This window comes from Bradyrhizobium sp. (assembly GCF_027451485.1).
In the GTDB taxonomy this organism is placed as follows: Bacteria; Pseudomonadota; Alphaproteobacteria; order Rhizobiales; family Xanthobacteraceae; genus Bradyrhizobium.
Window position 1 is genome coordinate 18054 of the sequence record NZ_DAIDJE010000111.1, and the last position, 21746, is coordinate 39799.

18 protein-coding genes are annotated in these 21746 nt (G+C 59.2%); 15 read left to right on the forward strand and 3 right to left on the reverse strand.

Annotation, left to right across the window (positions count from 1 at the left end; translation table 11 throughout):
• Positions 1-5: 5 nt before the first annotated feature.
• From NEZ08_RS14595 to NEZ08_RS14665, 15 genes are all read left to right on the forward strand, one after another.
• Positions 6-1226, forward strand: a complete 1221-nt coding sequence (locus tag NEZ08_RS14595) for an acyltransferase (RefSeq protein WP_298107988.1) — start codon at positions 6-8, stop codon at positions 1224-1226.
• Between the two features lie 257 nt (positions 1227-1483).
• Positions 1484-2935 carry a cytochrome P450 gene (locus NEZ08_RS14600; protein ID WP_298107991.1) on the forward strand — a complete coding sequence of 484 codons (1452 nt, stop codon included), beginning with the start codon at positions 1484-1486 and terminating at the stop codon, positions 2933-2935.
• A 419-nt stretch (positions 2936-3354) separates the two neighbouring features.
• Positions 3355-4803, forward strand: coding sequence for an alpha-hydroxy acid oxidase (locus NEZ08_RS14605; protein WP_298107994.1), 1449 nt, complete (start codon positions 3355-3357; stop codon positions 4801-4803).
• 362 nt (positions 4804-5165) lie between these two features.
• Complete coding sequence (locus tag NEZ08_RS14610) at positions 5166-5783, forward strand: cytochrome c3 family protein (protein ID WP_298107997.1); 618 nt, start codon at positions 5166-5168, stop codon at positions 5781-5783.
• Positions 5780-8752, forward strand: a complete 2973-nt coding sequence (locus NEZ08_RS14615; RefSeq protein ID WP_298107999.1) for a TAT-variant-translocated molybdopterin oxidoreductase — start codon at positions 5780-5782, stop codon at positions 8750-8752. The genes NEZ08_RS14610 and NEZ08_RS14615 overlap by 4 nt, the downstream gene beginning before the upstream one ends.
• Positions 8730-10097, forward strand: a complete 1368-nt coding sequence (gene nrfD, locus NEZ08_RS14620) for an NrfD/PsrC family molybdoenzyme membrane anchor subunit (protein WP_298108001.1) — start codon at positions 8730-8732, stop codon at positions 10095-10097. The genes NEZ08_RS14615 and nrfD overlap by 23 nt, the downstream gene beginning before the upstream one ends.
• The gene (locus NEZ08_RS14625; RefSeq protein ID WP_298108003.1) at positions 10094-10627 is read left to right on the forward strand and encodes a DUF3341 domain-containing protein; all 534 of its coding nucleotides are present in this window, start codon (positions 10094-10096) and stop codon (positions 10625-10627) included. Before nrfD ends, NEZ08_RS14625 begins: the two co-directional genes overlap by 4 nt.
• A complete protein-coding gene (locus NEZ08_RS14630; protein WP_298108005.1) occupies positions 10624-11139 on the forward strand; it encodes a cytochrome c in 516 nt (171 codons plus the stop codon). Before NEZ08_RS14625 ends, NEZ08_RS14630 begins: the two co-directional genes overlap by 4 nt.
• Positions 11136-12233, forward strand: coding sequence for a hypothetical protein (locus NEZ08_RS14635; RefSeq protein ID WP_298108008.1), 1098 nt, complete (start codon positions 11136-11138; stop codon positions 12231-12233). The genes NEZ08_RS14630 and NEZ08_RS14635 overlap by 4 nt, the downstream gene beginning before the upstream one ends.
• A gap of 55 nt (positions 12234-12288) precedes the next feature.
• Complete coding sequence (locus NEZ08_RS14640; protein ID WP_298108011.1) at positions 12289-12759, forward strand: hypothetical protein; 471 nt, start codon at positions 12289-12291, stop codon at positions 12757-12759.
• A complete protein-coding gene (locus tag NEZ08_RS14645; protein ID WP_298108014.1) occupies positions 12756-13577 on the forward strand; it encodes an SCO family protein in 822 nt (273 codons plus the stop codon). Before NEZ08_RS14640 ends, NEZ08_RS14645 begins: the two co-directional genes overlap by 4 nt.
• Before the next feature lie 42 nt (positions 13578-13619).
• Positions 13620-14528 (forward strand): cytochrome c oxidase subunit II, encoded by a 909-nt coding sequence (gene coxB, locus NEZ08_RS14650; RefSeq protein WP_298108017.1) that lies wholly within the window; start codon positions 13620-13622, stop codon positions 14526-14528.
• Positions 14525-16198, forward strand: a complete 1674-nt coding sequence (locus tag NEZ08_RS14655; RefSeq protein ID WP_298108020.1) for a cbb3-type cytochrome c oxidase subunit I — start codon at positions 14525-14527, stop codon at positions 16196-16198. Before coxB ends, NEZ08_RS14655 begins: the two co-directional genes overlap by 4 nt.
• Positions 16188-16841 carry a cytochrome c oxidase subunit 3 gene (locus tag NEZ08_RS14660; protein ID WP_298108023.1) on the forward strand — a complete coding sequence of 218 codons (654 nt, stop codon included), beginning with the start codon at positions 16188-16190 and terminating at the stop codon, positions 16839-16841. The genes NEZ08_RS14655 and NEZ08_RS14660 overlap by 11 nt, the downstream gene beginning before the upstream one ends.
• Complete coding sequence (locus NEZ08_RS14665; RefSeq protein WP_298108025.1) at positions 16796-17194, forward strand: hypothetical protein; 399 nt, start codon at positions 16796-16798, stop codon at positions 17192-17194. Before NEZ08_RS14660 ends, NEZ08_RS14665 begins: the two co-directional genes overlap by 46 nt.
• Positions 17195-17391: 197 nt before the next feature.
• On the opposite strand, the gene NEZ08_RS14670 is transcribed toward NEZ08_RS14665, so the two are convergent.
• The 3 genes from NEZ08_RS14670 to NEZ08_RS14680 all read right to left on the reverse strand — a co-directional run bounded on the left by NEZ08_RS14670 (position 17392) and on the right by NEZ08_RS14680 (position 21692).
• On the reverse strand, positions 17392-19215 hold the full coding sequence (locus tag NEZ08_RS14670; protein ID WP_298108028.1) for a glycoside hydrolase family 15 protein: 1824 nt from the start codon (positions 19213-19215) through the stop codon (positions 17392-17394).
• Between the two features lie 27 nt (positions 19216-19242).
• Positions 19243-19617, reverse strand: coding sequence for a sensory rhodopsin transducer (locus NEZ08_RS14675; RefSeq protein WP_298108031.1), 375 nt, complete (start codon positions 19615-19617; stop codon positions 19243-19245).
• A 665-nt stretch (positions 19618-20282) separates the two neighbouring features.
• Positions 20283-21692, reverse strand: coding sequence for a methyl-accepting chemotaxis protein (locus tag NEZ08_RS14680; protein WP_298108034.1), 1410 nt, complete (start codon positions 21690-21692; stop codon positions 20283-20285).
• Positions 21693-21746: the final 54 nt, after the last annotated feature.

Genomic DNA, 21746 nt, shown 5'->3' on the forward strand with positions numbered 1-21746 from the left:
GCTCCATGTCCCGAACCAGCTTGGCACTGCACAATCTGCGCGGCTTCGCCATTGTGATGGTGGTCGCCTTTCATTCGTGCATCGCCTACCTGGCTTCACCGCCGGCCTCGCCGCCGGCGTTCGATGCGCCGCCGTATCGCTGGCTCGCCAAACCGATTGTCGACAATGCGCACTGGCTCGGCCTCGACCTGTTCTGCGCGTTGCAATACATGTATTTGATGCACTTGATGTTCTTCCTCTCGGGCTTGTTCGTCTACCCAAGCCTTTCGAGGAAAGGCGCGGCGCGGTTCTTGTCCGATCGCTTTGTGCGCCTGGGCATCCCGTTTTTCCTGGGCGTCTTTTTATTGATGCCGCTGGCCTACTACCCCGTCTATCGCTTGACCGCAGTCGAGCCGACCTGGTCTGCATTCTGGGTTCATTGGCGCGCATTGCCGTTCTGGCCGTGCGGACCGTTGTGGTTCCTTTCGGTTCTTTTCGCCTTCAATCTGGCTTTTGCAGCGCTCGCTGCAGCCATTCCACGCTTGCGCGAACGTCTCGCCATCTTGTCAGCCAGCGCTGGCGTTTATCCGGAGCGTTTCCTCGCTGGCTTCGTTGCCCTTGCTGCGCTCACATATGTGCCGCTGTCCATGGCCTATAAACCGTGGGACTGGGTCACTTACGGTCCATTTGCCTTTCAGCCAAGCTTCATAGCGCCTTATGCGATTTTCTATCTGGCCGGCGCATGTGTCAGCGCTCACGGATTTGATCGCGGGCTGCTGTCGGCCGATGGTGCGCTGGCGCGACGCTGGCCGATCTGGCTCGCCGTTGCGTTTGCCGCCTTCCTCGTATGGATCATCCCGACGGCACTCATCGTGAAGCAAGCTGCGGCATGGATGCATGGCTTGCAGATAGTCGCCGATCTCGGCTCAGTACTGGCCTCGGCAACTATTTCATTCGCTGTCGCTGCGCTGTTCTTGCGCTTTGTCGCGGCGCCTTCGCCAATTCTTGGCCGGATTTCCGTGAATGCTTTTCCGATCTACCTCATGCACTATCTATTCGTCATTTGGTTGCAATATCTGCTCCTCGGCACAGGTTTGTTCGCTGTCGTCAAGGCGGCAATTGTGTTCGCCGGAACGCTGCTGATGAGCTGGGCGCTCGCCTCGCTTGTTCCCGCTCTCCCGTTCGGCGCGAAGCTGATGCAGGGCAAGCGCGAACTGCCAGGAATGCGCCGAGCCCACCTTGGCTAAGCTCTGGTCAGTACGTCCCGCACGAAACAACCGATCTGCTCGATCGCAGCGCCCGACCTTTTCGGAAAAATGCGCGCATCAGATGCCAAGCGGACGGCATCTAGGGCTATGTCTCGGTCAATGGATTCAGCGACTTGATACCGTCAAAATGGCGATCCGCAAGAGCTGGGAAGGTTCGGAGATCCATCATGGGATGCTTTGCGATTGGAACTCCAGCGCGGTGAGAGAATTATTTTTGTGTCTCGATTGGCGAATATTTGGGCAAGCATTCCTCGGCTCCGATGCAAAGCCCGGCAGGAAGATTTCAACCTCCGATGCCGCTGCCTCAAGCGCAGCCGCTGGGTGTGTTCGCGCTTGTTCGGACATTGCGGTCCAACGCGCTCGAATGCTGGACAAAGGCTCATTTCGAACAGGCAATCGTCCTCGGCGGGTTTCCCTTTGCGCAGGTCGCAGTCGTGAGCGATCCGCGGAGCGTTCGCCAGATTCTGGTCGAAGATCAATCGACATTTCGCAAGAGCACAATTGAGCGGCGCGTCCTGTCGGCGCGCCTGCGCAACGGACTGGTCTCGGTGGACGGCGATCAATGGCAGCGTCTCAGGCGCACTTTGGCGCCGATGTTCGCGCGTAAGACGATGGCCGGATTTGCTCCGCAAATAGGCGGCGCCACGGAAGCCCTCATCGAGCGTTGGCAGAATCTGCCCGAAGGGACAGTCATTGAAATCAAGACGGAAATGCTGCGGTATGCTCTCGAGGTTCTGCTGCGGTGCATCTTCGCGGAAGGGATCGGCGATCCCGAGGCCGTCCGCACGGCAACAACGCGGTTCTATTCGACCTGCGGCACTCTTGATCCATTCGACGTTATTGGCCTTCCTGATTTTGTGCCGCGTCTGACACGTCTGCGCGAGGGGCCTATCATGCGCGCCTTCGACGATGAGCTGAAGAAAGCCATCGCGGAGAGGCGACGCAGCCTCGCCGTGTCTCCGAATGCAACTCATGACATGCTTGGCGCGATGCTCGCGGCCAGAGATCCTGATACTGGCGCCTCCATGACCGAGGCGGAAGTGAAGGACAACGTCTTGACCTTCATCTTCGGCGGACAGGAGACAACCTCGAGTGCTCTGACCTGGGCCATCTATCTGCTTTCGCAATCTCCCGAATGGCGCGAACGCGTGATCGAGGAGTCGAGGCGTCTTGCAGATGCAAGTTGGCAAACGGCGGTTGAAGGCCTCGTACAAACTCGGGCTGTCGTCGAAGAGGCTCTGCGCATCTATCCGCCGATTATCGCGATCACGCGCACGGCAATAAGGGACACCGAGATCGCCGGAAACCTGATCAAGCGGGGAACGCTGGTCGTTGTTTCACCCTATGTGCTGCATCATCACCGACTATTATGGCGCGATCCGGACTTGTTCGATCCGGCTCGCTTTTCGCCGAATGCGTCTGAGAAAATAGAACGTTACTCCTACCTTCCTTTCGGCGTAGGCCCTCGGATGTGCGTCGGGGCGGCGCTGTCTTTACAAGAAGCCACGCTGGCCCTGGCGTCGATCATGAGACGCTTCCAGCTTGATCTGGCGCCGGGCCAGAATGTATGGCCCGTCCAAAGCAATTTCACTTTGAGACCGCGTGGTGGCCTGCACATGATCCTCAGGCGTCGGGGCACATCAGCGCGCGGCTCGTCTCGGCCGACCGATATCGTAGCGAACAAATGACGCCCGGTACCGGGAGAAGCCGCTTTATAAAGAAAGCGTGCTGGCTTCGAAGCAGCTTAATCGCCGCGCGCTGATGACTAGGAGCGTTCGAATTATCGGCGCGAAAATATGACATGATCGATCACGAGCGGTAGCATCATGTCTGCCGGGAAGAACAAATTAGGCGATCGCGGAGAGTTGAACCGGGGACGGACAAACTAAGCCGGTTGCCGGAAACAGACGGGCCTTAAAGCATGATCCGGATACGTGCGTAGCAGTTTTCCCAAAAGATCATGCTCAATCAAAAAGCTGAAGTGCGATGACAATTCAGCCTGATTTCATCGCGCTTTAGTGAAGTTGCGGGCATGACTTGAATGCTCTCGCTGTTGCTGCGGGCCGGAGGAACAACATCGATCGGCGCTCCGTTTGCTTGACGAGAGGTGGGACCAGATTCCCAGAAAACCAGCCGCAAATGGCAATCCAGGCAAATTGAAGGTCAACACACGATGTCACCTCGACAAAGGTTTGCTCATCATCGAAATACCCAGAAAAGCCTCGCACCATTGCTCGAATGTGGCCTCGCTGGTCTGGCCGGTATTGTTGCGGGCTTGGTGCTCGCCCGGCGGTCACATCCGACGGCATACGATCCTAATCGCCACACCGAGCTTGCGCAGCTCGATGGAACGCCATCGCGACGTTACTACACCGGCGTCAACGCGCAACGTGCCGTCGCCATCGGTGACCTGCGCGCAATGAGCCATCGGTGCTTGCCGCGGTTCGCGTTGGAATATGTCGAGGGCGGTGCGCAGGATGAGGCGTCGATGTTCCGGGAGCGGCGTGCTTATGCAGATTGGCGCTTCGTGCCGCGAACTCTGGTCGACGTATCAGGCCGCACTCTCGAATCCGACATTCTCGGCCGCCCGGCGGCGATGCCTCTCGTAGTGGCGCCCACCGGGCTTAACGGTATCATTCGCGCACATGGTGATAGCATGCTGGCGCGAGCTGCGTTCAAGGCCGGCGTACCGTTCGTACAGAGCACGATGTCGAACGACAGCATGGAGCAGGTAGCCAGGGCGGCACCGGGCGGACGGCACTGGTGGCAGCTTTATGTGTTTGGCGGCGACGAGGTCTGGCAGGAACTTCTTCGTCGCGCGGATCAAACGGGCTGCGAAGCCCTGGTGTTGACCACAAACACTCAGATCTTCGGAGATCGCGAGTGGCAGCGCCGCAATCAGGTCGGCAACAAACGGCTTTCCACCTCTGCGGCCGTGGAGAGCATGTCCCATCCGCGCTGGTTAATGCAAAATCTGCTGACACACGGTACTCCGACATTTCCGAATATCATCGACTTTCTGCCGAAGGATCAGCGCAGCTTCTTCGCGGCCTCCAGGTGGGTGCGTGCCCACCAGCCGACGTCGCTTAGCTGGGATACGGTCGCAAAGATACGTCAGTATTGGAAGAAGCCGTTCATCCTCAAGGGGATCCTCTGCCCGGAGGACGTGCGCCGTGCGGTCGACAGCGGCGTGGACGCAATCGTGCTCAGCAGTCACGGCGGACGGCAGCTCGACTGGACGATTTCTCCTCTCGACCTTGTGCCAACCGCGCGCGAGATCGCCCGGGATCGGATCGCAATTTATCTCGCGGGCGGTATTCGGCGGGGAACCGACATGCTCAAAGCGCTTGCTCTGGGGGCCGACGCCGTCTGGGTCGGACGAGCGGTGCTATATGGCCTCGGTGCCGCTGGCGCCGCTGGCGCGAGCCGTGCACTGGAGATCCTCAAGAGCGAAGCAAGCGACGCAATGGGCCTGCTTGGCGTGAACCGCATCAGCGAGCTCAATCCCCGTCTGCTCACGAATGTCCGTAGCTCAGCCATGCTGACGCTTCCGTGAATGCCGCGACGTCGCATGAAATTGATCACGATACCGCGCACTCCAGTGCGCGCTTGGTTTGGCAAAGCGGTTTCGATGACACCATTCGCCCGTGCGCGATGTGCGTAGGGCCGCCAAACTCGACCCCGCCTGAGTCACCCTTGCGGGCGGAACCAGCATTGACCCGCAGCGCCTTGCCTCGCTGCTCAATCAGGGCCGGCATAATGCCCATCGAAAGTCTTTGGAACCAACTTACCCGGGGTTGAGTTTGCCGATCGCAAACTCCCAAACTCCGATATCGCGTGAACTGAACTCACGTGAAACGGCGGGTTCGGTCACAAGGCGTATTGATGGCGGTGTTCGGGCCCCGGGCAAACTTGTTTATGACCGCGACGCTCGTGGGCTCATTTTGGGTTGGCGTGCTTTTGATCGCGGCTATCTGGGTCGTGCCGCTCATGGACTACAACAGCCAGCAACGGTTCGCGCCCGACCAGCCCGTTCCGTTCAGTCACAAGCACCACGTGAGCGGACTCGGACTAGATTGCCGCTATTGCCATACGTCGGTGGAGCAATCTTCGAACGCAGGAATGCCGTCCACGGCAACTTGCATGACCTGCCATTCGCAGATCTGGACCAATGCCGCGATGCTGGCGCCTGACCGCACGAGTTTGGCGGAGGACAAGCCTATCCGCTGGACCCGGGTCTACGGGCTCCCCGACTACGTCTATTTCGATCACAGCATTCATATCGCCAAGGGCGTGGGCTGCACGGAGTGCCACGGCGCGATCGGCGACATGGCAATCACGCGAAAGGCCCACAGCCTCTACATGAGTTGGTGCCTCTCCTGCCATCGGGATCCGGCGCCTCACCTTCGTCCTAAGGACCAGGTCTTCAACCCGCACTGGCGCCGCACAAATTCAACTCCTTCGCCGGAGGCCCTGTTGGTCCAGTACCATATCAAAACCGAAGCCTTATCCGACTGCGGAATCTGTCACCGATGAGCGAACCAGTCCGTACATATTGGCGCAGCCTTGAGGAATTAGCCGGGACGCCGGAGTTCGCGGCGTTCATCAAGCGCCGGGCGCCGCGCTTTCGCGATGTCATCAGCACGTTCGACCGCCGCCGTTTCCTGCAATTGATGGCGGCGTCGATGGCGCTGGGCGGATTGTCGGGATGCGGTCCGGAAGCCGAAGAGCGACAGCTCTTGCCCTACGTCGAACAGCCCGAAAACATCGTTCCCGGCCGCAATCGCTATTACACCGGCGCCACGATCCAGGATGGATATGCCAACGGGGTTCTGGTCGCCCATCAGATGGCGCGGCCGATCAAGGTTGAAGGCAATCCGGACCATCCGGCGTCCCTGGGGGCGGCAAGCGCGATTATGCAGGCGAGCATACTCGAGCTCTATGATCCGCGCCGTGCCCAGACGATCTTCGGAGATGGGCGGATCACTTCATGGGAGCGCTTCGTCAGCGTCTTATATAGCCGCCGCAATTCACTGATGACCGGAAAGGGTGAAGGTCTGCGAATTCTAAGCGGAGCGACCACTTCGCCATCGTTCGCGTCCCAAATGAAAAAGCTCCAGCAGCAATTTCCGGCAATGCGCTGGCACCAGTGGGAGCCGCTTCATCGCGACGGCGAGCACGTCTCCGCCGCTCGAAGCTTCGGACAAAACGCGGATCGCATTTTCGATCTCAGCAAAGCGGAGAGAATTTTGGGCGTCGAGAGTGATTTGATCTCGGCAACGCCCGGTTGGCTCGCTTACGCGCGGCAGTTCGCGGCAGCGCGACGGCCGGTCGAAACAAGCGGTGTGATGAGCCGGGTCTATGCGATTGAAAGTACGCCAACGCTGTTGGGCGCCAAGGCAGATCATCGCCTTGCCATGCCGCCCGGCGATATCGCAGCCTCCTTGCGTTATCTCGCTGGGCTGTTGGGAGCCGGCCCGCAAAGTTGGTCGCAAACCGAAAGTCAACATGCGCATTGGTTGAAGGCGGTCGCGGATGACTTGAACCAGAACAAGGGGAAGGCCTTCTTGCATGCGGGGCGGGAGCAGTCAGTCGAAATTCACCTTTTGACGGACGCAATCAACGCAGAGCTCGGTGCCATTGGTAACACGGTGAAGCTGATCGCTCCCGTCGAGGTCACTGCGGAATCAAAGCAGCAGTCCCTCACCGATCTTGCGGACGACATGGCCTCTGGCAAGGTCGATACTCTCATTATCCTCGGTGCGAACCCGGTCTACGATGCGCCAGCCGACCTCGACTTTGCCGCGCGACTGCACCACGTCCCCTTCTCGGCTTCGCTTGCGCTCTATGATGACGAAACCGCGGTCGCATGCAAGTGGCGAATTCCGGCTGCACACGTCTTCGAAACATGGAGCGATGCGCGGGCCTTCGACGGCACGATAACGATGATGCAGCCGCAAGTCCGTCCGCTCTATTCGGGGCATGCTGCCCAGGAAGTCATGGCGGTGCTGCTCGGGGATACATCGCCCGATAGTTACCGGCTTTTGCGCGACTATTGGCAGCAGCGCGCTCAGCAGGAGAGCCGCGGAGATTTTGAGCCGTTCTGGCACAACAGCTTCCGCGATGGGGTCGTTGCCGGTACGGCGGAGCCGGCCCTCGCGCTCAAGCCGGTGGCCGATCTCGCTGCCCAAATACCAGCGAACGCGGGAAATTCCGCGCAGGGCGGGCTGCAGGTGCTTTTCCGCCCGGACGAGGGGCTTTGGGATGGGCGTCATGCCAACAATCCCTGGCTCCTTGAAATGGCCCGCGCATTTACGCGGTTGACTTGGGACAATGCCGCGCTGATCGCACCGGCAACGGCAAAGCGGCTTCATCTGAACACGCACGACATGGTTGAGATCGCGATCGACCAGATCAAGCTGAAAGTGCCGGTCTTCATATTGCCCGGCCAGGCGACCGACTGCATCACGTTGCCGCTCGGGTGGGGCCGCGCCGCGCATGAACTCGGCATCAGCTCGGGATTTGACGCCTACACGATCCGCCGCTCCGCACATTCGTGGACCGCGACAATCACGTCGATGGTGAAGACCGGCGAAGCTTACAAGCTCGCGACCACGCAGAACCAGGATCGCGTACTCGGGCGCGACCTGATCCGCGAGGGCGATCTTGCTCAGTTCAATTCCGACGCCCGCACGATCGTGACTGAGAAAAAGGCAGAGTCGCTGTATCGACCCTTCGAATATCCCGATCGCGCCTGGGCGATGACGGTCGATCTCAATTCCTGCATCGGCTGCCAAGCTTGCACGATCGCCTGCCAGGCTGAGAACAACGTCCCGATCGTCGGAAAGGACCAGGTGCTGGCGGGCCGGGTGATGCACTGGCTGCGGGTAGATCGATATTATTCCGGTCCGGCTGACGCACCGGATACTGCGTTCGAACCGATGCCCTGCATGCACTGCGAACAGGCGCCCTGCGAAGTGGTCTGCCCGGTGCACGCCACGGTTCATGACCACGAAGGTCTCAATTTGATGGTCTATAATCGCTGCGTCGGCACGCGCTTCTGCTCCAACAATTGTCCCTACAAGGTTCGCCGTTTCAATTTTTTCGGCTACGCCGAAGAGAACGAGCGGGCTGCGGAATCGTGGAATCCGGAAGTGACGGTACGCGGTCGCGGCGTCATGGAAAAATGCACTTATTGCATTCAGCGGATCCGGACCGTCCAGATCGATGCCGAGAAGGAAAATCGCAAGATCGCCGACGGCGAGGTGATCACTGCTTGCCAGCAAAGTTGCCCGACGCAGGCAATTGTGTTCGGCGATCGAAACGATCGCGGCAGCGCCGTCGCCAGCCGCAAGGCGTGGCCGATCGACTACGTATTGCTGGAGGAACTGAATACGCGACCGAGAACCAGCTATAGCGCGCTGATCCGCAATCCTAATCCGGCAATCAGCCAAACATCCGGGAGCGGCGAGACAAGAGGCCATGGCGATAACGCTGACGAATGAATTGCCGGCCGTCGCGCCGGTCGTCGGGCCGGACGTGACGCTGACCAGCTTGAGCGAAGACGTGAGCAGCCGCGTGTCGATGCACGGCGCACCGCGATGGTGGTGGATCGGCTTTGTAATTTCATTTGCGCTGCTGCTCGTCCTGATCGTCCAGATGGCGGTGCTGTTCATCGTCGGAATTGGAGTATGGGGTGTCGAGATACCCGTCGCGTGGGGCCTCGCGATCGCCGAATATGTCTGGTGGATCGCGCTGGCGAGCGGTGGAACGATCGTGTCAGCCCTGTTTTTCTTGACACGGTCGCCATGGCGTTCAGCTGTCAATCGCATTGCCGAGAGCATGCTGCTGTCCGCGGCGCCCTGCGCCGGTCTGATGCCCATCATGCACCTGGGCAGACCCGGCTTCTTCTATTGGCTGTTTCCCTACTCGAGCGTGATGGGTGTCTGGCCCCAGGTGCGCAGCCCGCTCTGGTGGGATTTCATCTGTTTGCTCTGCTATATTCTCATGTCGATCATGTACTACTATGCCGGGATCCTGCCTGATCTGGCGACTGTGCGTGATCTTGCGACGAGCAAGGCGAAGAAGGTCCTGTATGGCGTCCTCGCCTTGGGCTGGCGAGGGTCCGTCGCGGAATGGCAGAACCAGCGCATCGTATACGCGATCATGTCCGCAATCATGGCCCCGATGGTCATCTCGGTGCACAGCGTGGTCGGGCTCGACTTTGCGGCCGGGCTGACGCCGGGATGGCACGATACGCAATTCCCGCCTTACTTCTTCTTCGGTGCGGTTATTTCGGGCACGGCGGTGATCGTCATGCTCACCATTCTCGTACGCTGGGGCTATAGCCTCCAGAATGTGCTTACGGAGTATCACTTCAACGCCATGGCGAAGGTGATGCTGGTCGGCAGCCTGATGCTTGCTTACGCTTATGTCTGGGAAGCATTCGGTCCCCTTTATACGAGCGACGTCGCCGAACGGACTGAATTCTTCCATCGCGCGTTCGGATTTACCGCCCCCCTGTTCTGGTCGGAAAAGTTCCTCACGGTTGTCGTTCCGCAGTTGCTGTGGCTACCGGTGGTTCGCCGCAATCAACTCCTGTTGTTCCTGATATCGGGTGGCATCATTATCGGCATGTGGCAGGAGCGCGTCGTCTTCACCACCGCGAGTCTCGAGCACAACTATATGCCGTCCTACTGGGGCTACTATTTCCCGACGGTCTGGGATTGGGCAACGCTCGCCGGGACGATCGGACTCTTTCTTACGCTGTTCTTCCTGTTCTTGAGATTTGCCCCGATCATTTCGCTCGCCGAAGTGCGCGAGATTGTCGAGGAAGGGAAGTCGAAATGAACGAGCTCTTCGGCATCGTTGCGGAGTTTGCAACGCCGCAGGCGGTCAGGACCGCGGCGGAAGATCTGCGTCGCGCCGGTTTTCGCGTGTTCGAAGCCTACACGCCCTATCCGGTCGAGGGGCTTGACCGGATCATCCATCCCGCGCCCAAGCCGGTTCTGCCGCTTGTGATGTTTGCGGCGGCCGTGATCGGCGCAGGCTGGGGATACTGGATCCAGTTCTGGGATGAAGCATTGAACTATCCACTCAATGTCGGTGGACGCCCCTTCAATAGCTGGCCGGCGTTCATGGTGGGTACATTCGAGTTCATGCTGCTGGTGACGGTTGCCGCCGGCTTTTTCGGGATGTTGGCGACGTCGGGCCTGCCGAGGCTCTACCATCCGATCTTCGAGGCGAACGCCTTTGCGCGCGCATCCAGCGATCGTTTCGTGATCTGCGTTGAAGCAATCGACTCGCGATTCGACGCGGCAGCAGTGCGTGCGCTATTCAAACGACTTGGCGCCGACCGCATCGAGGAGGTGCCGGCGTGAGATGGAGATCGAGCACAGCCTTGGTTATCGTCTCGATGTCGGTTGCGGCATGCGACAACATGGCGAATCAGCCGAAGCTCAACCCTTACGAACTGCCGTTCGGTTCTCAAATCAACTGGCCGGTTCGGCCGGTGCCGCACACCATCGCGCGCGGCGATCCCCTCAATCCACCGGGCCCTCCGCCAGTCAGTATGGCTTTGCTCGAGCGCGGCCAGCAGCGGTTTGACATCTATTGCTCGCCTTGTCACAGCCGGCTCGGTGACGGCAACGGCATGATCGTGCAACGTGGTTTTCCACACCCGCCGTCCTATCAAAGCGACGCGTTGCGCAACGCGCCCAATCAGCTGTTCTATGATGTCATCACCCACGGCTATGGCGTGATGTATTCCTACGCCGACCGGGTTTCTCCCGCGGATCGCTGGGCGATCGTCGCCTATATCCGCGCCTTGCAGGCGAGCGCCAGCGCCTCGCTGTCCGACGTGCCCGCCGAGAAGCGGAGCTCGCTGCAATGAAACCGGTTTGGGTCGGCATCAGCGCAATCATTCTTTCTGCAATCGGCATCGCCGGCTGCATCATGGGAGCGTTGTCGGATTGGACTGCATTCGCACATGCCTGGCTCTCCACTTATGTTTTTTGGCTCGGCATACCGCTGGCGGGTACGACACTGGTGCTGGTCCATGATCTCAGCGGCGGCGAATGGATGGAAACGGCCCGACCGGCTCTCGCCGCTGCAATCATGACAATGCCGCTCGCAAGCCTCGCGGGCATCCCTGCCTTTGTCGATCTGAAGTCACTATATAGTTGGACGAGTCCACCCCCCGGACTGCCAAATGTCTTTTATCTGAATCCGACGGGCTTCTTCGTCCGGTTCGGGGTCGATCTCGTGCTCTGGAACGGCCTTGCCGCTTTTGCGCTCTGGGGGCCGCGAGAAGGGAAGGAGCCAATTCCGCCGCGCCTTTCCTGGCTCAGCGGGATCGGACTCATCATCCTGGCGTTCTCCGCCAGTTTTGCCGCCATTGACTGGATCCTCTCGCTCGAGCCGACATTCTGGTCCTCGATTTTCTCATACGCGCAGCTCGCCAGCTGGTTCAACACCGGCATGGCTATGGTGGTGTTTACCGTCGCGGTCTGGGGCTGGCCCACCGACCAGCGTCGTCAACATATGAGCGACCTCTCCCGCATCCTGCTCGCCACGACGATCTTCTGGGCTTACGTCGAATTCATGCAAATCCTGATCATCTGGGAGGAGAACCTCAAAACGGAAATCCCCTGGTATCTGAAACGTCTGGATTCACCTTGGCATCCGGCGATCTATGTCTCGGCCGGCCTCGGATTCGTGGTGCCGTTCTTCGTTCTCCTGTGGGCGCCCAGCAAGTACAGCCGTGGCGTCGTCGCCACGATCTGCTTGTTGATCCTGGCCAGCCGCATCGCGCACACTTGGCTGTTGCTCATGCCGGAATTCACCGGACCAACGCCGTTCTGGCTCGATGTGGCGGCGCTTTTCGCCTTGGGCGGATTGATGGGGCTGCTGTTTGCGTTCGGTTTGCGCGATGTACGCCGCCGCGAACCGACCGGTTCCCCGCTGTGGACGCCCGACCATGCCTGAGTTCCCCCCTCGCCCCCGGCAACGCAATCAGCAGACTTGGTGGCGACGGTTCGCCATGAGCGCCGCCGTGGGCGCTGCGGCCGCATTCTGCTTGGCGCTCGTGCGGGTGCTGATGATCGAACGAGGTTCCGACGTGACATCTCGCCCCGTCGTCGCCGGCAGGGCGACGCAGCAACCCGAGCATCCACACACTGCATTCGAACCCACCGATTGGAACCTCGCACCCGTCGCATGGGTCTACATCGGCACGCTGGTCCTGCTCGTGATTTCCTGTCTTGTGCTGATCGTGGCCTACCCGGAGGCGTTGCCGGATGCCAGCCGCGCGCTGCACATCAACCCGCCGGGCCCTCGTCTGCAAACCAATCCGCAATCCGACCTGCAGCGATTTCGCGCTGCCGAGGACAAGCAGCTCAATGGTTATTACTGGATCGACAAGCAGAAGGGGCTTGTTCACATCCCGATTGAACAGGCCATGAAGAAGCTTGCGCAGCGAGGGATCGACGGCTTTCCGAAGGCGCAACCATGAAACGAGTGGCCTTTATTCTAACGCCAATCCTCCTGCTTTGTAGCACGTTCCTCGGCATCGCCTTTCTCAAGCTGAGCCGTTCTCAACCCGCAGCATTCGGCCCGATTGACCTCGCAGAATTATCATTTCGGCCTCATCCAGGCACGCGCCTGCCGCTCACGGAATCGCTCGTCGATGAAGATGGGCGCAGCGTCTCCCTTGGCACCTACTTCACCAAGGTACCCGTCATTCTCGTCCTCGAATATCTGCGCTGCACGTCGTTATGCGGGGTGACCCTGCGTAACCTGATCGGTGACACGCTGCACGGGATTCCGCTCCAACCGGGGCGCGACTATCAGCTGGTTGCTGTCAGCATTGATCCACGCGATCGGCCGCATGACGCCGCCGCCGCTCTGAAGACGTATGCCGCCCTCCTCGACCGTTCGACCGACAAGTCCGGCCTGCATTTTCTGACCGGGCGGTCTGCAAGTGTACGCTCGATCGCCGAAGCTGTGGGTTTCCCGTACCGGTACGACCCCCTGCTCGACGCATATATCCACCCCGCAGGCTTCATCATCGCCGCACCGGATGGCGTGATCAGCCGCTATCTGGAGGGCTTTTCCGCTTCGCCACAGCAGATCATCGGAGCCATTTCCGACGCCGAGCAGGACAAATCGCAAGGGCCTCTCACCCGCCTGCTGCTGCTCTGCCATATCCAGGGAGCGCCGCTTGGACGATGGACGATACCGATTATGGCCGCGTTCACTATCGCCAATCTCGCAGCGGGGTTCACCGTGATGGCGATATTCATCGCTATCAAACGCCGCCGCTACGGGTAAACGATGTATCACTGGATTCCATTCTGGCCCGAAACGGCTGCCGTGAACGCGGTGGTAGTCAACAATCTCTACATCGCGGAGCTCGGGCTCGGCGCGCTCATCATGTTGACCGTCGTGCTGATGATGCTGACCTTTTGTATCCGCTATCGGAAGAGTGGGACGGCCTCGCGGGCCAATCTGACGACCGATACCTGGCGTTTCGAAATTCTCTGGACCGTTGCGACGCTTGCTGCATTCCTCGTCCTGTTCGTCTGGGGCGCGCAGATCTACATATGGCTCTTCAAGCCGCCTCCCGCGGACGAGGAGGTTTATGTCGTCGGCAAGCAATGGATGTGGAAAGTAGAGCACGCTGGCGGGCAGCGCGAGATTGACGCGCTGCACGTTCCAGTCAACAAGACAATCAGACTGGTCATGGCATCGGAAGATGTGATTCACAGCTTCTTTGTTCCGGCATTCCGGATCAAGCATGACGTCGTCCCCGGCACACTCGAAACGGTGTGGTTCAAGGCAACCAAGACTGGTGTCTTCAAGCTGGAGTGCACGCAATATTGCGGACTTCAGCATGCGACGATGCAGGGCGAAGTCGACGTGATGACCGCGCCGGATTACGCACACTGGCTTGTCGATCAGGGCGTGAGCGCATCTCTTGCCGGACAGGGCGGCGCGCTGTTCCGAGCTCACGGCTGCAGCGGCTGCCACGGCGAGAACAGCACAGTCCATGCGCCTTCGTTGACCGGCCTCTACGGCACGCTCGTGCATTTGCAGGACGGTTCGGTCCGCGTTGCCGACGACGCCTACCTGCGCGATTGCATTCTCAACCCGCGCAGTTTCACCGTTGCCGGATATCCGCCGATCATGCCGGACTTTTCGGGACAACTCAGCGAGGAAGACTTGTTGAAGCTGATTGCCTACATCAAGTCGCTCGGCGGGATGCAGGAGCACGCCCGATGACCACAACAACCACCTTCGAAGAGGGGCCGGCGGTCGAGCCGCACACTTTCCTCGAGCCAAGCTATCTGACTTCGGAAAACACCCTTAGCTCCTGGCTGTTCACGCGCGACCACAAGCGGATCGCGTTGATGTTTTTCGCATCTATCACCGTTTTCTTCTTTGTCGGCGGAGGTGCCGCAACGCTGATGCGGATGAATCTCGCCACGCCTCACGGCCTGTTGCAGCCCTCGCTATACAACCGCATGTTCACCATGCACGGCATCATCATGGTGTGGTTCTTTCTGATTCCATCGATTCCGACCACGTTCGGCAATTTTTTCATACCGATGATGATCGGAGCGCGCGATCTCGCGTTTCCGCGCGTCAACCTGCTCAGCTGGTATGTCTTCAACCTGTCCGGCTTTATTGTTCTTTACTCTTTGATCATGGGCGGCGCCGATACCGGCTGGACATTTTATACGCCGTTATCCACGGTTTATGCCGATGGATACGTATTCGCCGCGGCAATGGCGGTTTTCATCAACGGGTTTTCGTCGATCATGACCGCGCTCAATTTCGTCGTCACCATACATCGATTGCGCGCGCCGGGAATGACGTGGACGCGATTGCCGCTGTTCGTCTGGGGGATTTACGCGGTGAGCGTCGTGATGTTGACGGCCACGCCGGTCCTTGCGATGGACACTTTCCTGCTTGCGGTAGAGCGTTTCATTGGCATTGGATTGTTCGACCCTCGTCATGGCGGCGACCCGCTGTTATGGCAGCACATGTTCTGGTTCTACTCACATCCGGCGGTCTACATCATGATCCTGCCTGCGATGGGAGTCGTGAGCGAAATCATTCCCTGCTATGCGCGCCGACCGGTGTTCGGTTACACCGGAATGACAATCGCGTTGATGGCCATCGCCATCCTGAGCTTCTTCGTCTGGGCACACCACATGTTCGTGGCGGGAATTTCCGTTTATTCCGGCGTGGCGTTTTCCCTGCTGACGTTCTTTGTCGCCGTGCCGTCGGCTATCAAAGTATTCAATTGGACAGTGAGCCTGCACAAGGGCCGTATCAGCTTTGATGCCCCGATGCTGTATGCGCTCGGCTTCGTCTTGTTGTTTACGTTGGGAGGCATTACGGGGCTGATGCTTGCGACGCTCGCGATCGACGTTGATGTTCATGGCACCTATTTCGTGATCGCGCACTTCCACTACATCATGGTCGGAGCCACTGTCAGCGCGTTCTTTGGCGCGCTGCACTATTGGTGGCCGAAAATGACCGGCCGGCTTTATCCGGAGATGTGGGCGCGTTTCGCCGCGATCCTGACCTATGTCGGATTCAATCTGACGTTCTTCCCGCAATTCGTGCTCGGCTATCTCGGCATGCCGAGGCGCTCCTATACTTATCCGCCGGAATGGCAATCCTGGAACCTGCTGTCCTCTGCGGGAGCATCCATTCTTGCGGTCGCTTATCTTCTTCCGTTGTTCTATCTCGGTTGGAGCCTGTTTTGGGGACGCAAGGCGGGAGCAAACCCGTGGGGCGCAACGGGTCTCGAATGGATCACGCCATCACCGCCCACGAAGCACAACTTCGAACGCACGCCTGTCGTCACGCTCGGGCCCTACAGCTATGATCCGGATGAGGACAGCTTTATCACGCAGGAAGGCGTCCGCCATGTCCGATAGTGCGCAGCTGATCCCCGAGGTTCAATACGCCACACTCGAACAGCAGGGTGATACGGCTCAGCTCGGAATGTGGGTCTTCCTGGTGAATGAAACCATTTTCTTCGGAGCGTTGATCTTTACCTATTTTCTCTATCGAACCACCTATCCGCACGAATTCGAGGTCGCGGCCAAGGACGCGGTGTTGTGGTGCGGGAGCGTCAATTTCGCGCTTCTGCTGACCAGCAGCCTGACGATGGTCCTTGCCGTTAATGCCGCAGCCCAGGATGAGCGGCCGCGAAGAATGATCATTTGGCTTGTTGCGACCGCCGCGCTCGGCTGCGCCTTCCTGGTCGTCAAAGGCTACGAATATTATCTCGACTATCAGGACAAAGTCGTTCCGGTAGCACATTACGAGGTCAAACCAGGGGAAGGATCCGCGGGCGAATTGTTCTGGGTGTTTTATTGGGTCGGAACGGGCCTGCACGCGATTCACCTAACGATTGGCATCGGCCTGGTTCTATACATGCTGCTTTGGCGCATACGACGCGGCGAAATCGGTCCTGCTTATTATGCGCCACTGGAAGTGGTGGGCATCTACTGGAGCTTCGTCGATACCGTTTGGCTGTTTCTCTTCCCCAGCATCTACCTGGTTGGACGGTCATGACGAGCGGCCCTCAAATCGAAGCAGCACATGCGCGGCCGTTCCCGTTTGTCGTCACCTGGCTGGTCATGCTCTTGCTGGCTGCGGTTAGTGTTTGGACCGCCTATCTCGGGATAGGTTTCTGGGCGCCGATTGTGCAGTTCGGGATCGCGGGGATTCAGACCGCGGCGCTGTTCGTCTTGTTCATGCGCCTGAAAGGACCGCCTTCGCTAAAATGGGTGTTCGCCATCAGCGGCTTTTTCTGGCTGCTGTTTTTATTCGGTCTGAGCATGACCGATTATTCAAACCGGCAGGGCTGGCCCCCGCGTTATGAGCCGACCCGCCCCGGCATTCACACCCCACAGGCCGGCCCCTGAGCCGGCCCATGCGACATGCGGCGCGGGACCAGGGCTTTTGCATTGGGTGTCTTGCGACAATGCACAAGGTGGAACGCTGGGCGATGTTGCTGAAGAGAACGGCGGTGCAAGTGACGGCTAGCTAGTCGGTTTGCAACATACGGCTCAACCGCATCGCTTGACTCAAAAAGCTGAATGCTACGATGTTCCTTTGAATTTCAGAGTGGCCTGGTACGGCTACCCGGCGCAGGCTTTGGCCGGGAAGCGTCCGAAATGCCGCCACCCCGCTCGGTCACCACGCCCGCGAAACGCAGGGCGGTGCGCAGGACTGCGACATGTGACAACGTTTGAGGGAAATTTCCGGTAAAGCGCTTGGCATCGACATCGTATTCTTCCGCGAGCAGGCCAAGGTCATTCCTTACCGCGAGAACGCGCTCGAAAGTCTTGCGTGCGGCTTCCCGTCTTCCTTGCATCAACTGGCAGTCGGCCAGCCAGCAGCTACAAGCAAGAAAAGCCCCTTCTGGGTTGTGCGGCTGCGGCATTTTGCGATGAACCAGGCCGTCGACGACGAGGTGCTTTTCGATGGCATCGATCGTGCCGGCGATCCGTTCGTCTTCGACCGGCAGAAAGCCCAACAAGGGCAACAGCAGCAGGCTGGCATCGAGTGATTCGCTGCCGAAGTAATCGACAAAATGGCCCAGGCCCGAGATATAACCTTCGTGACAAATCTCGTCGTGGATTTCCTGGCGCAGTGCCCTTGTTCGGTCAAGGTCGGCACTGGCTCGTGCCTCATGAGCCTCGCGGTAACGGATGTATCGATCGATTGCCACCCACGCAGAGACCTTGGAGTAAACGAAGTGCCGTGGTTGGCCTCGCGATTCCCAAAGCCCATTGTCAGGCAGCCGCCATACGGATTCGACATGTTTGACGATCCCGTCAAGGAGTTCGTCCTCCTGGGCCGTGCGTTCGATACCGGCTTGAACTCCGATGTAGACTGAATCCAGGAGTTCCCCGAAAATGTCGAGCTGGCGCTGTGAGGCCGCAGCATTGCCGATTCTGACCGGCGGAATCCAACGATATCCGGGCAGCCAGTCGGCTACCCATTCCTCCAGGCGGCGTGAACCATTGATGCGGTAGAGGATGCGTATCTTCCCGGGGTCGCCGGCCACGGCGCGCACTAGCCAATTGCGCCATTTGGTCGCCTCCGATTGATAGCCCGCGTCGACCAGTGCGATGAGCGAGAAGGCCGCGTCGCGAATCCAGCAGTAGCGATAATCCCAATTCGAGGCATTGCCGGACCGCTCGGGAAGCGAAGTCGTCGGCGCGGCGATCATTCCACCCGTCGGCCGATATATCATCCCATTCACCGTGATCAGCGAGCGACGAACCACGTCCGGCCAATCAGTCTCCTTTTCGAAGCGGCCGATCCATTCCCGCCAGTACTCAAGCGTGACACGCAGAGCTTCTCCTCCATCAACCGGAGACGGATCGCCTTCTTGGCTTGAGCCATAGAGAAAAGTGAAACTGCGTTCCTCAGAGTCGCCCAAGTCGAATTCGCATACGACCCGGTTCCCTTCCTTTTGCAGTTCGCACGGAGAATGAAGGACAATAAGATCGGGACCGACATGAGCAACCGCTCGTCGCTCGCTAACCTCAAGCCACGGGCGAACCGACCCGTAATCGAAGCAGAGATTCATCTCTCCGCGCATGGCCACCCGCCCGCGTAATCCCCGGACCATTCTGATCAAAGCCGGATGCTTACGGCCCATGGGCATGAAATCCGTGAGCCTTACGGCTCCCGACCCAGTCTCGAATTCTGTCTCAAGAATGAGCGTGTCCGCAGCGTAGCGGCGCGATGTGCGGGCCGAATCGACTGGAGCAAGCTTCCAGCAGCCATTATCCGCCGTGCCCAGCAATGCCGCGAAACAAGCGTCAGAGTCAAAACGCGGCAGACACAGCCAATCGATGGAGCCGCTCTGGTGGACCAGCGCTGCGGTCTGTCCATCGCCGATCAGGCCATACTCTTCGATCGGATTCGACATGAGGTGGCTACACGTAAATAAATGCTCTCAGTTAGCGGGAAACGCCATCGTCGAAAGCAGCGCAATAGCGGGATTGCGAGAATCCAGCCGACTGTGCTGAACCACGATCGGAACATCCGACTCGATCACCGAGGCGTAGCTGGTGTCGCGCGGAATCGGCTCGGGATCTTTCAGGTCATTGAACCGCAGATGCATACAACGCCGTGCGGGCACGACAATGCGATAGGGACCCGCCGGCTCGCGATCAGCGAAATAGGTCATAATCGTCACCCGGGCCTCCGCATCGCCTGCATTGAGGATGCAAGCGGCCTCGTGGGACACCAGCGCCGGATCCTGGCTGACGCTATCGCTCGGAATAAAGCCCTCCGCGATCGCCCAACTTGTTCTCCCTGGCTTCGACATTGAGCTTCCGCCTGTGATCGATCATTTCATATTTGCGCGTCGCAATCCGAAAACACAGTTGGGCAATGATCGACGCGGCGTTACGTTCCTAACCGGATGAAAAGATGGGGGTTAAGCGGCCTGTTGCGACGATAAATAGCGAGTGATTTTCCGAGCCTCCAGAGGGCAGTTTGGCAATCGGCCGTACTAACCATCCAGAGTGCGAAGACCATGACAAGAGCGTCGTATGAGGACCTTCTGCATGCCACGGAACAAATGGGTAGCGGAGGGAAACGCGACCGCTCTTCCCCACGTCGACCGAACGTCAGGCCGTTTCCGGAGTGCTGGAATCAGAGATTGTTGTCCGCAACCCCTCCGGCAAATTCCAGTTTATTCGTCGATCCGAAGGCAGCATTGGTATGTATGGTCGTCGGTGGTGAGCCGAACGTCCGAAATCGGCCCGGTGGCGCCATCGGCACGCTCCATTCCTACAAGTGCATATCTTCGGGCGATGCTGGCGACAGCGTCATGGATGGCTATTCGCCCTAGCCGCCCAGTACCGACCAGAGGTGGTCCACCAGGTCAAGCAAGGCGATTGTCGGAAGCTGGTTCGGTCGTGACCTGCCCCCTTGTTGCGGGCTTGAGCAGCCATACTATCTTCGCGCAGAGGCTCTAACTTGGTTTCGTTACGCCACTTTCTTTAACGAAAGCAGCGCTTCGAGCTTCTGTTGCGCATCTGTCGTCATCTGAAGCGCTACCAGCGTCTTATCCTGGTCGATTCGACCGATAACTCCGGTGAACTCCAAGTCCAGACCGTCCACAATGAGCTTGACGGTTGTACCTGGCGTCAGCCCGGCCATTGCCTCCGCGATCAAGGCGCCGCCCATTGAGACATTGCTAACCTGAACGCGCCTCGTCTGTCCCTGTGCGGTCAGCGTCCCGCCGCGATTGAGGTAAAGACGCGGTGCGCTGCGTCGGTCCACGACCGCGGTGGAGGTCCGGATGACGCGGACAAGCGTGGCACGAAGTTCATCCACCTTTCCGGCAATCTCCGCGGAACCGTCGCGGATTTCCGAGGCACGTCGCCCGGTCTCGGTGGCTTCCGTCGACACTGAGGAGATTTGCGTAGCCACCTCGCGAGCCGCTTGCGAGGTTTCCTGCACCGTGCGTGAGATTTCGAGCGTCACCGCGTTCTGCTCTTCGATTGCCGCGGAAATCTCCGAAGAAACCTGTTCGACACTATGGATCACCTCACCGATTGTGCTTATTGAGGTGACAGACGCGTTCGTCGCTTCCTGGATCTCGCTAATCTGCTGCGCGATCTCTCCCGTTGCCCGCGCTGTTTGCTCGGCAAGGGATTTCACCTCGGAGGCGACAACGGCAAAGCCTCGGCCCGCAACTCCGGCGCGGGCCGCCTCGATCGTCGCATTCAGCGCAAGAAGATTCGTCTGATTGGCAATCTCTCTGATAAGGTTGGTCACCGTACCCACCTTCGCCGCAGCCGCTGACAGTTTGGCGATCGTTCCCTGAGCTTCTTTCGACGCCGTGACCGCATTCAGAGTCAGGACGCGAGACGATGTCACCCGCTCGGCGATCCTTGAGATGGACGCTGCGAGGTGAGAGGCCGCGCTTGCCACGGTCTCTGCATTCGTCAGCGCCTCCTCGGCGGCCGCCGCAACGCTGCTGCTGCTTCGTTCGAGCGTCATCGCTGTATCGGTCATCAGCGACGCATTCTGCGCCATCTTGCCCGTACCGACCGCAACTTCATTCACGGCGGCTTTCGCGGCATTTTCGACATTTTCCGCCATGCCTCGTAACGCCTCGGCCTTCGCGCGCTCCGTTATCTCGCGGCGCAGCTCTTCTTCAGCCGCTTCGCGGCGCGCCTTCTCCTCTGCAACGATCTTGAACCGCTCGATGGATCGCGCCATATCGCCGAGTTCGTCGTCGCTTTCGAGGCCGGGGATTTTGACTGCGAAATCACCTTGTCCCAGCCGCGTCAGGGCACCGGCCATAGTGGCTAGTCTTGTAGACGTACGCCGTACAACGAGAAGAGTGATAGCGCCAATCAGCAATAATATTGTAACAGCGGCAATCATGACATTACGCGCACTTCGCCAAATCTGCGCTTGCAAGTCGTCGATATAAACGCC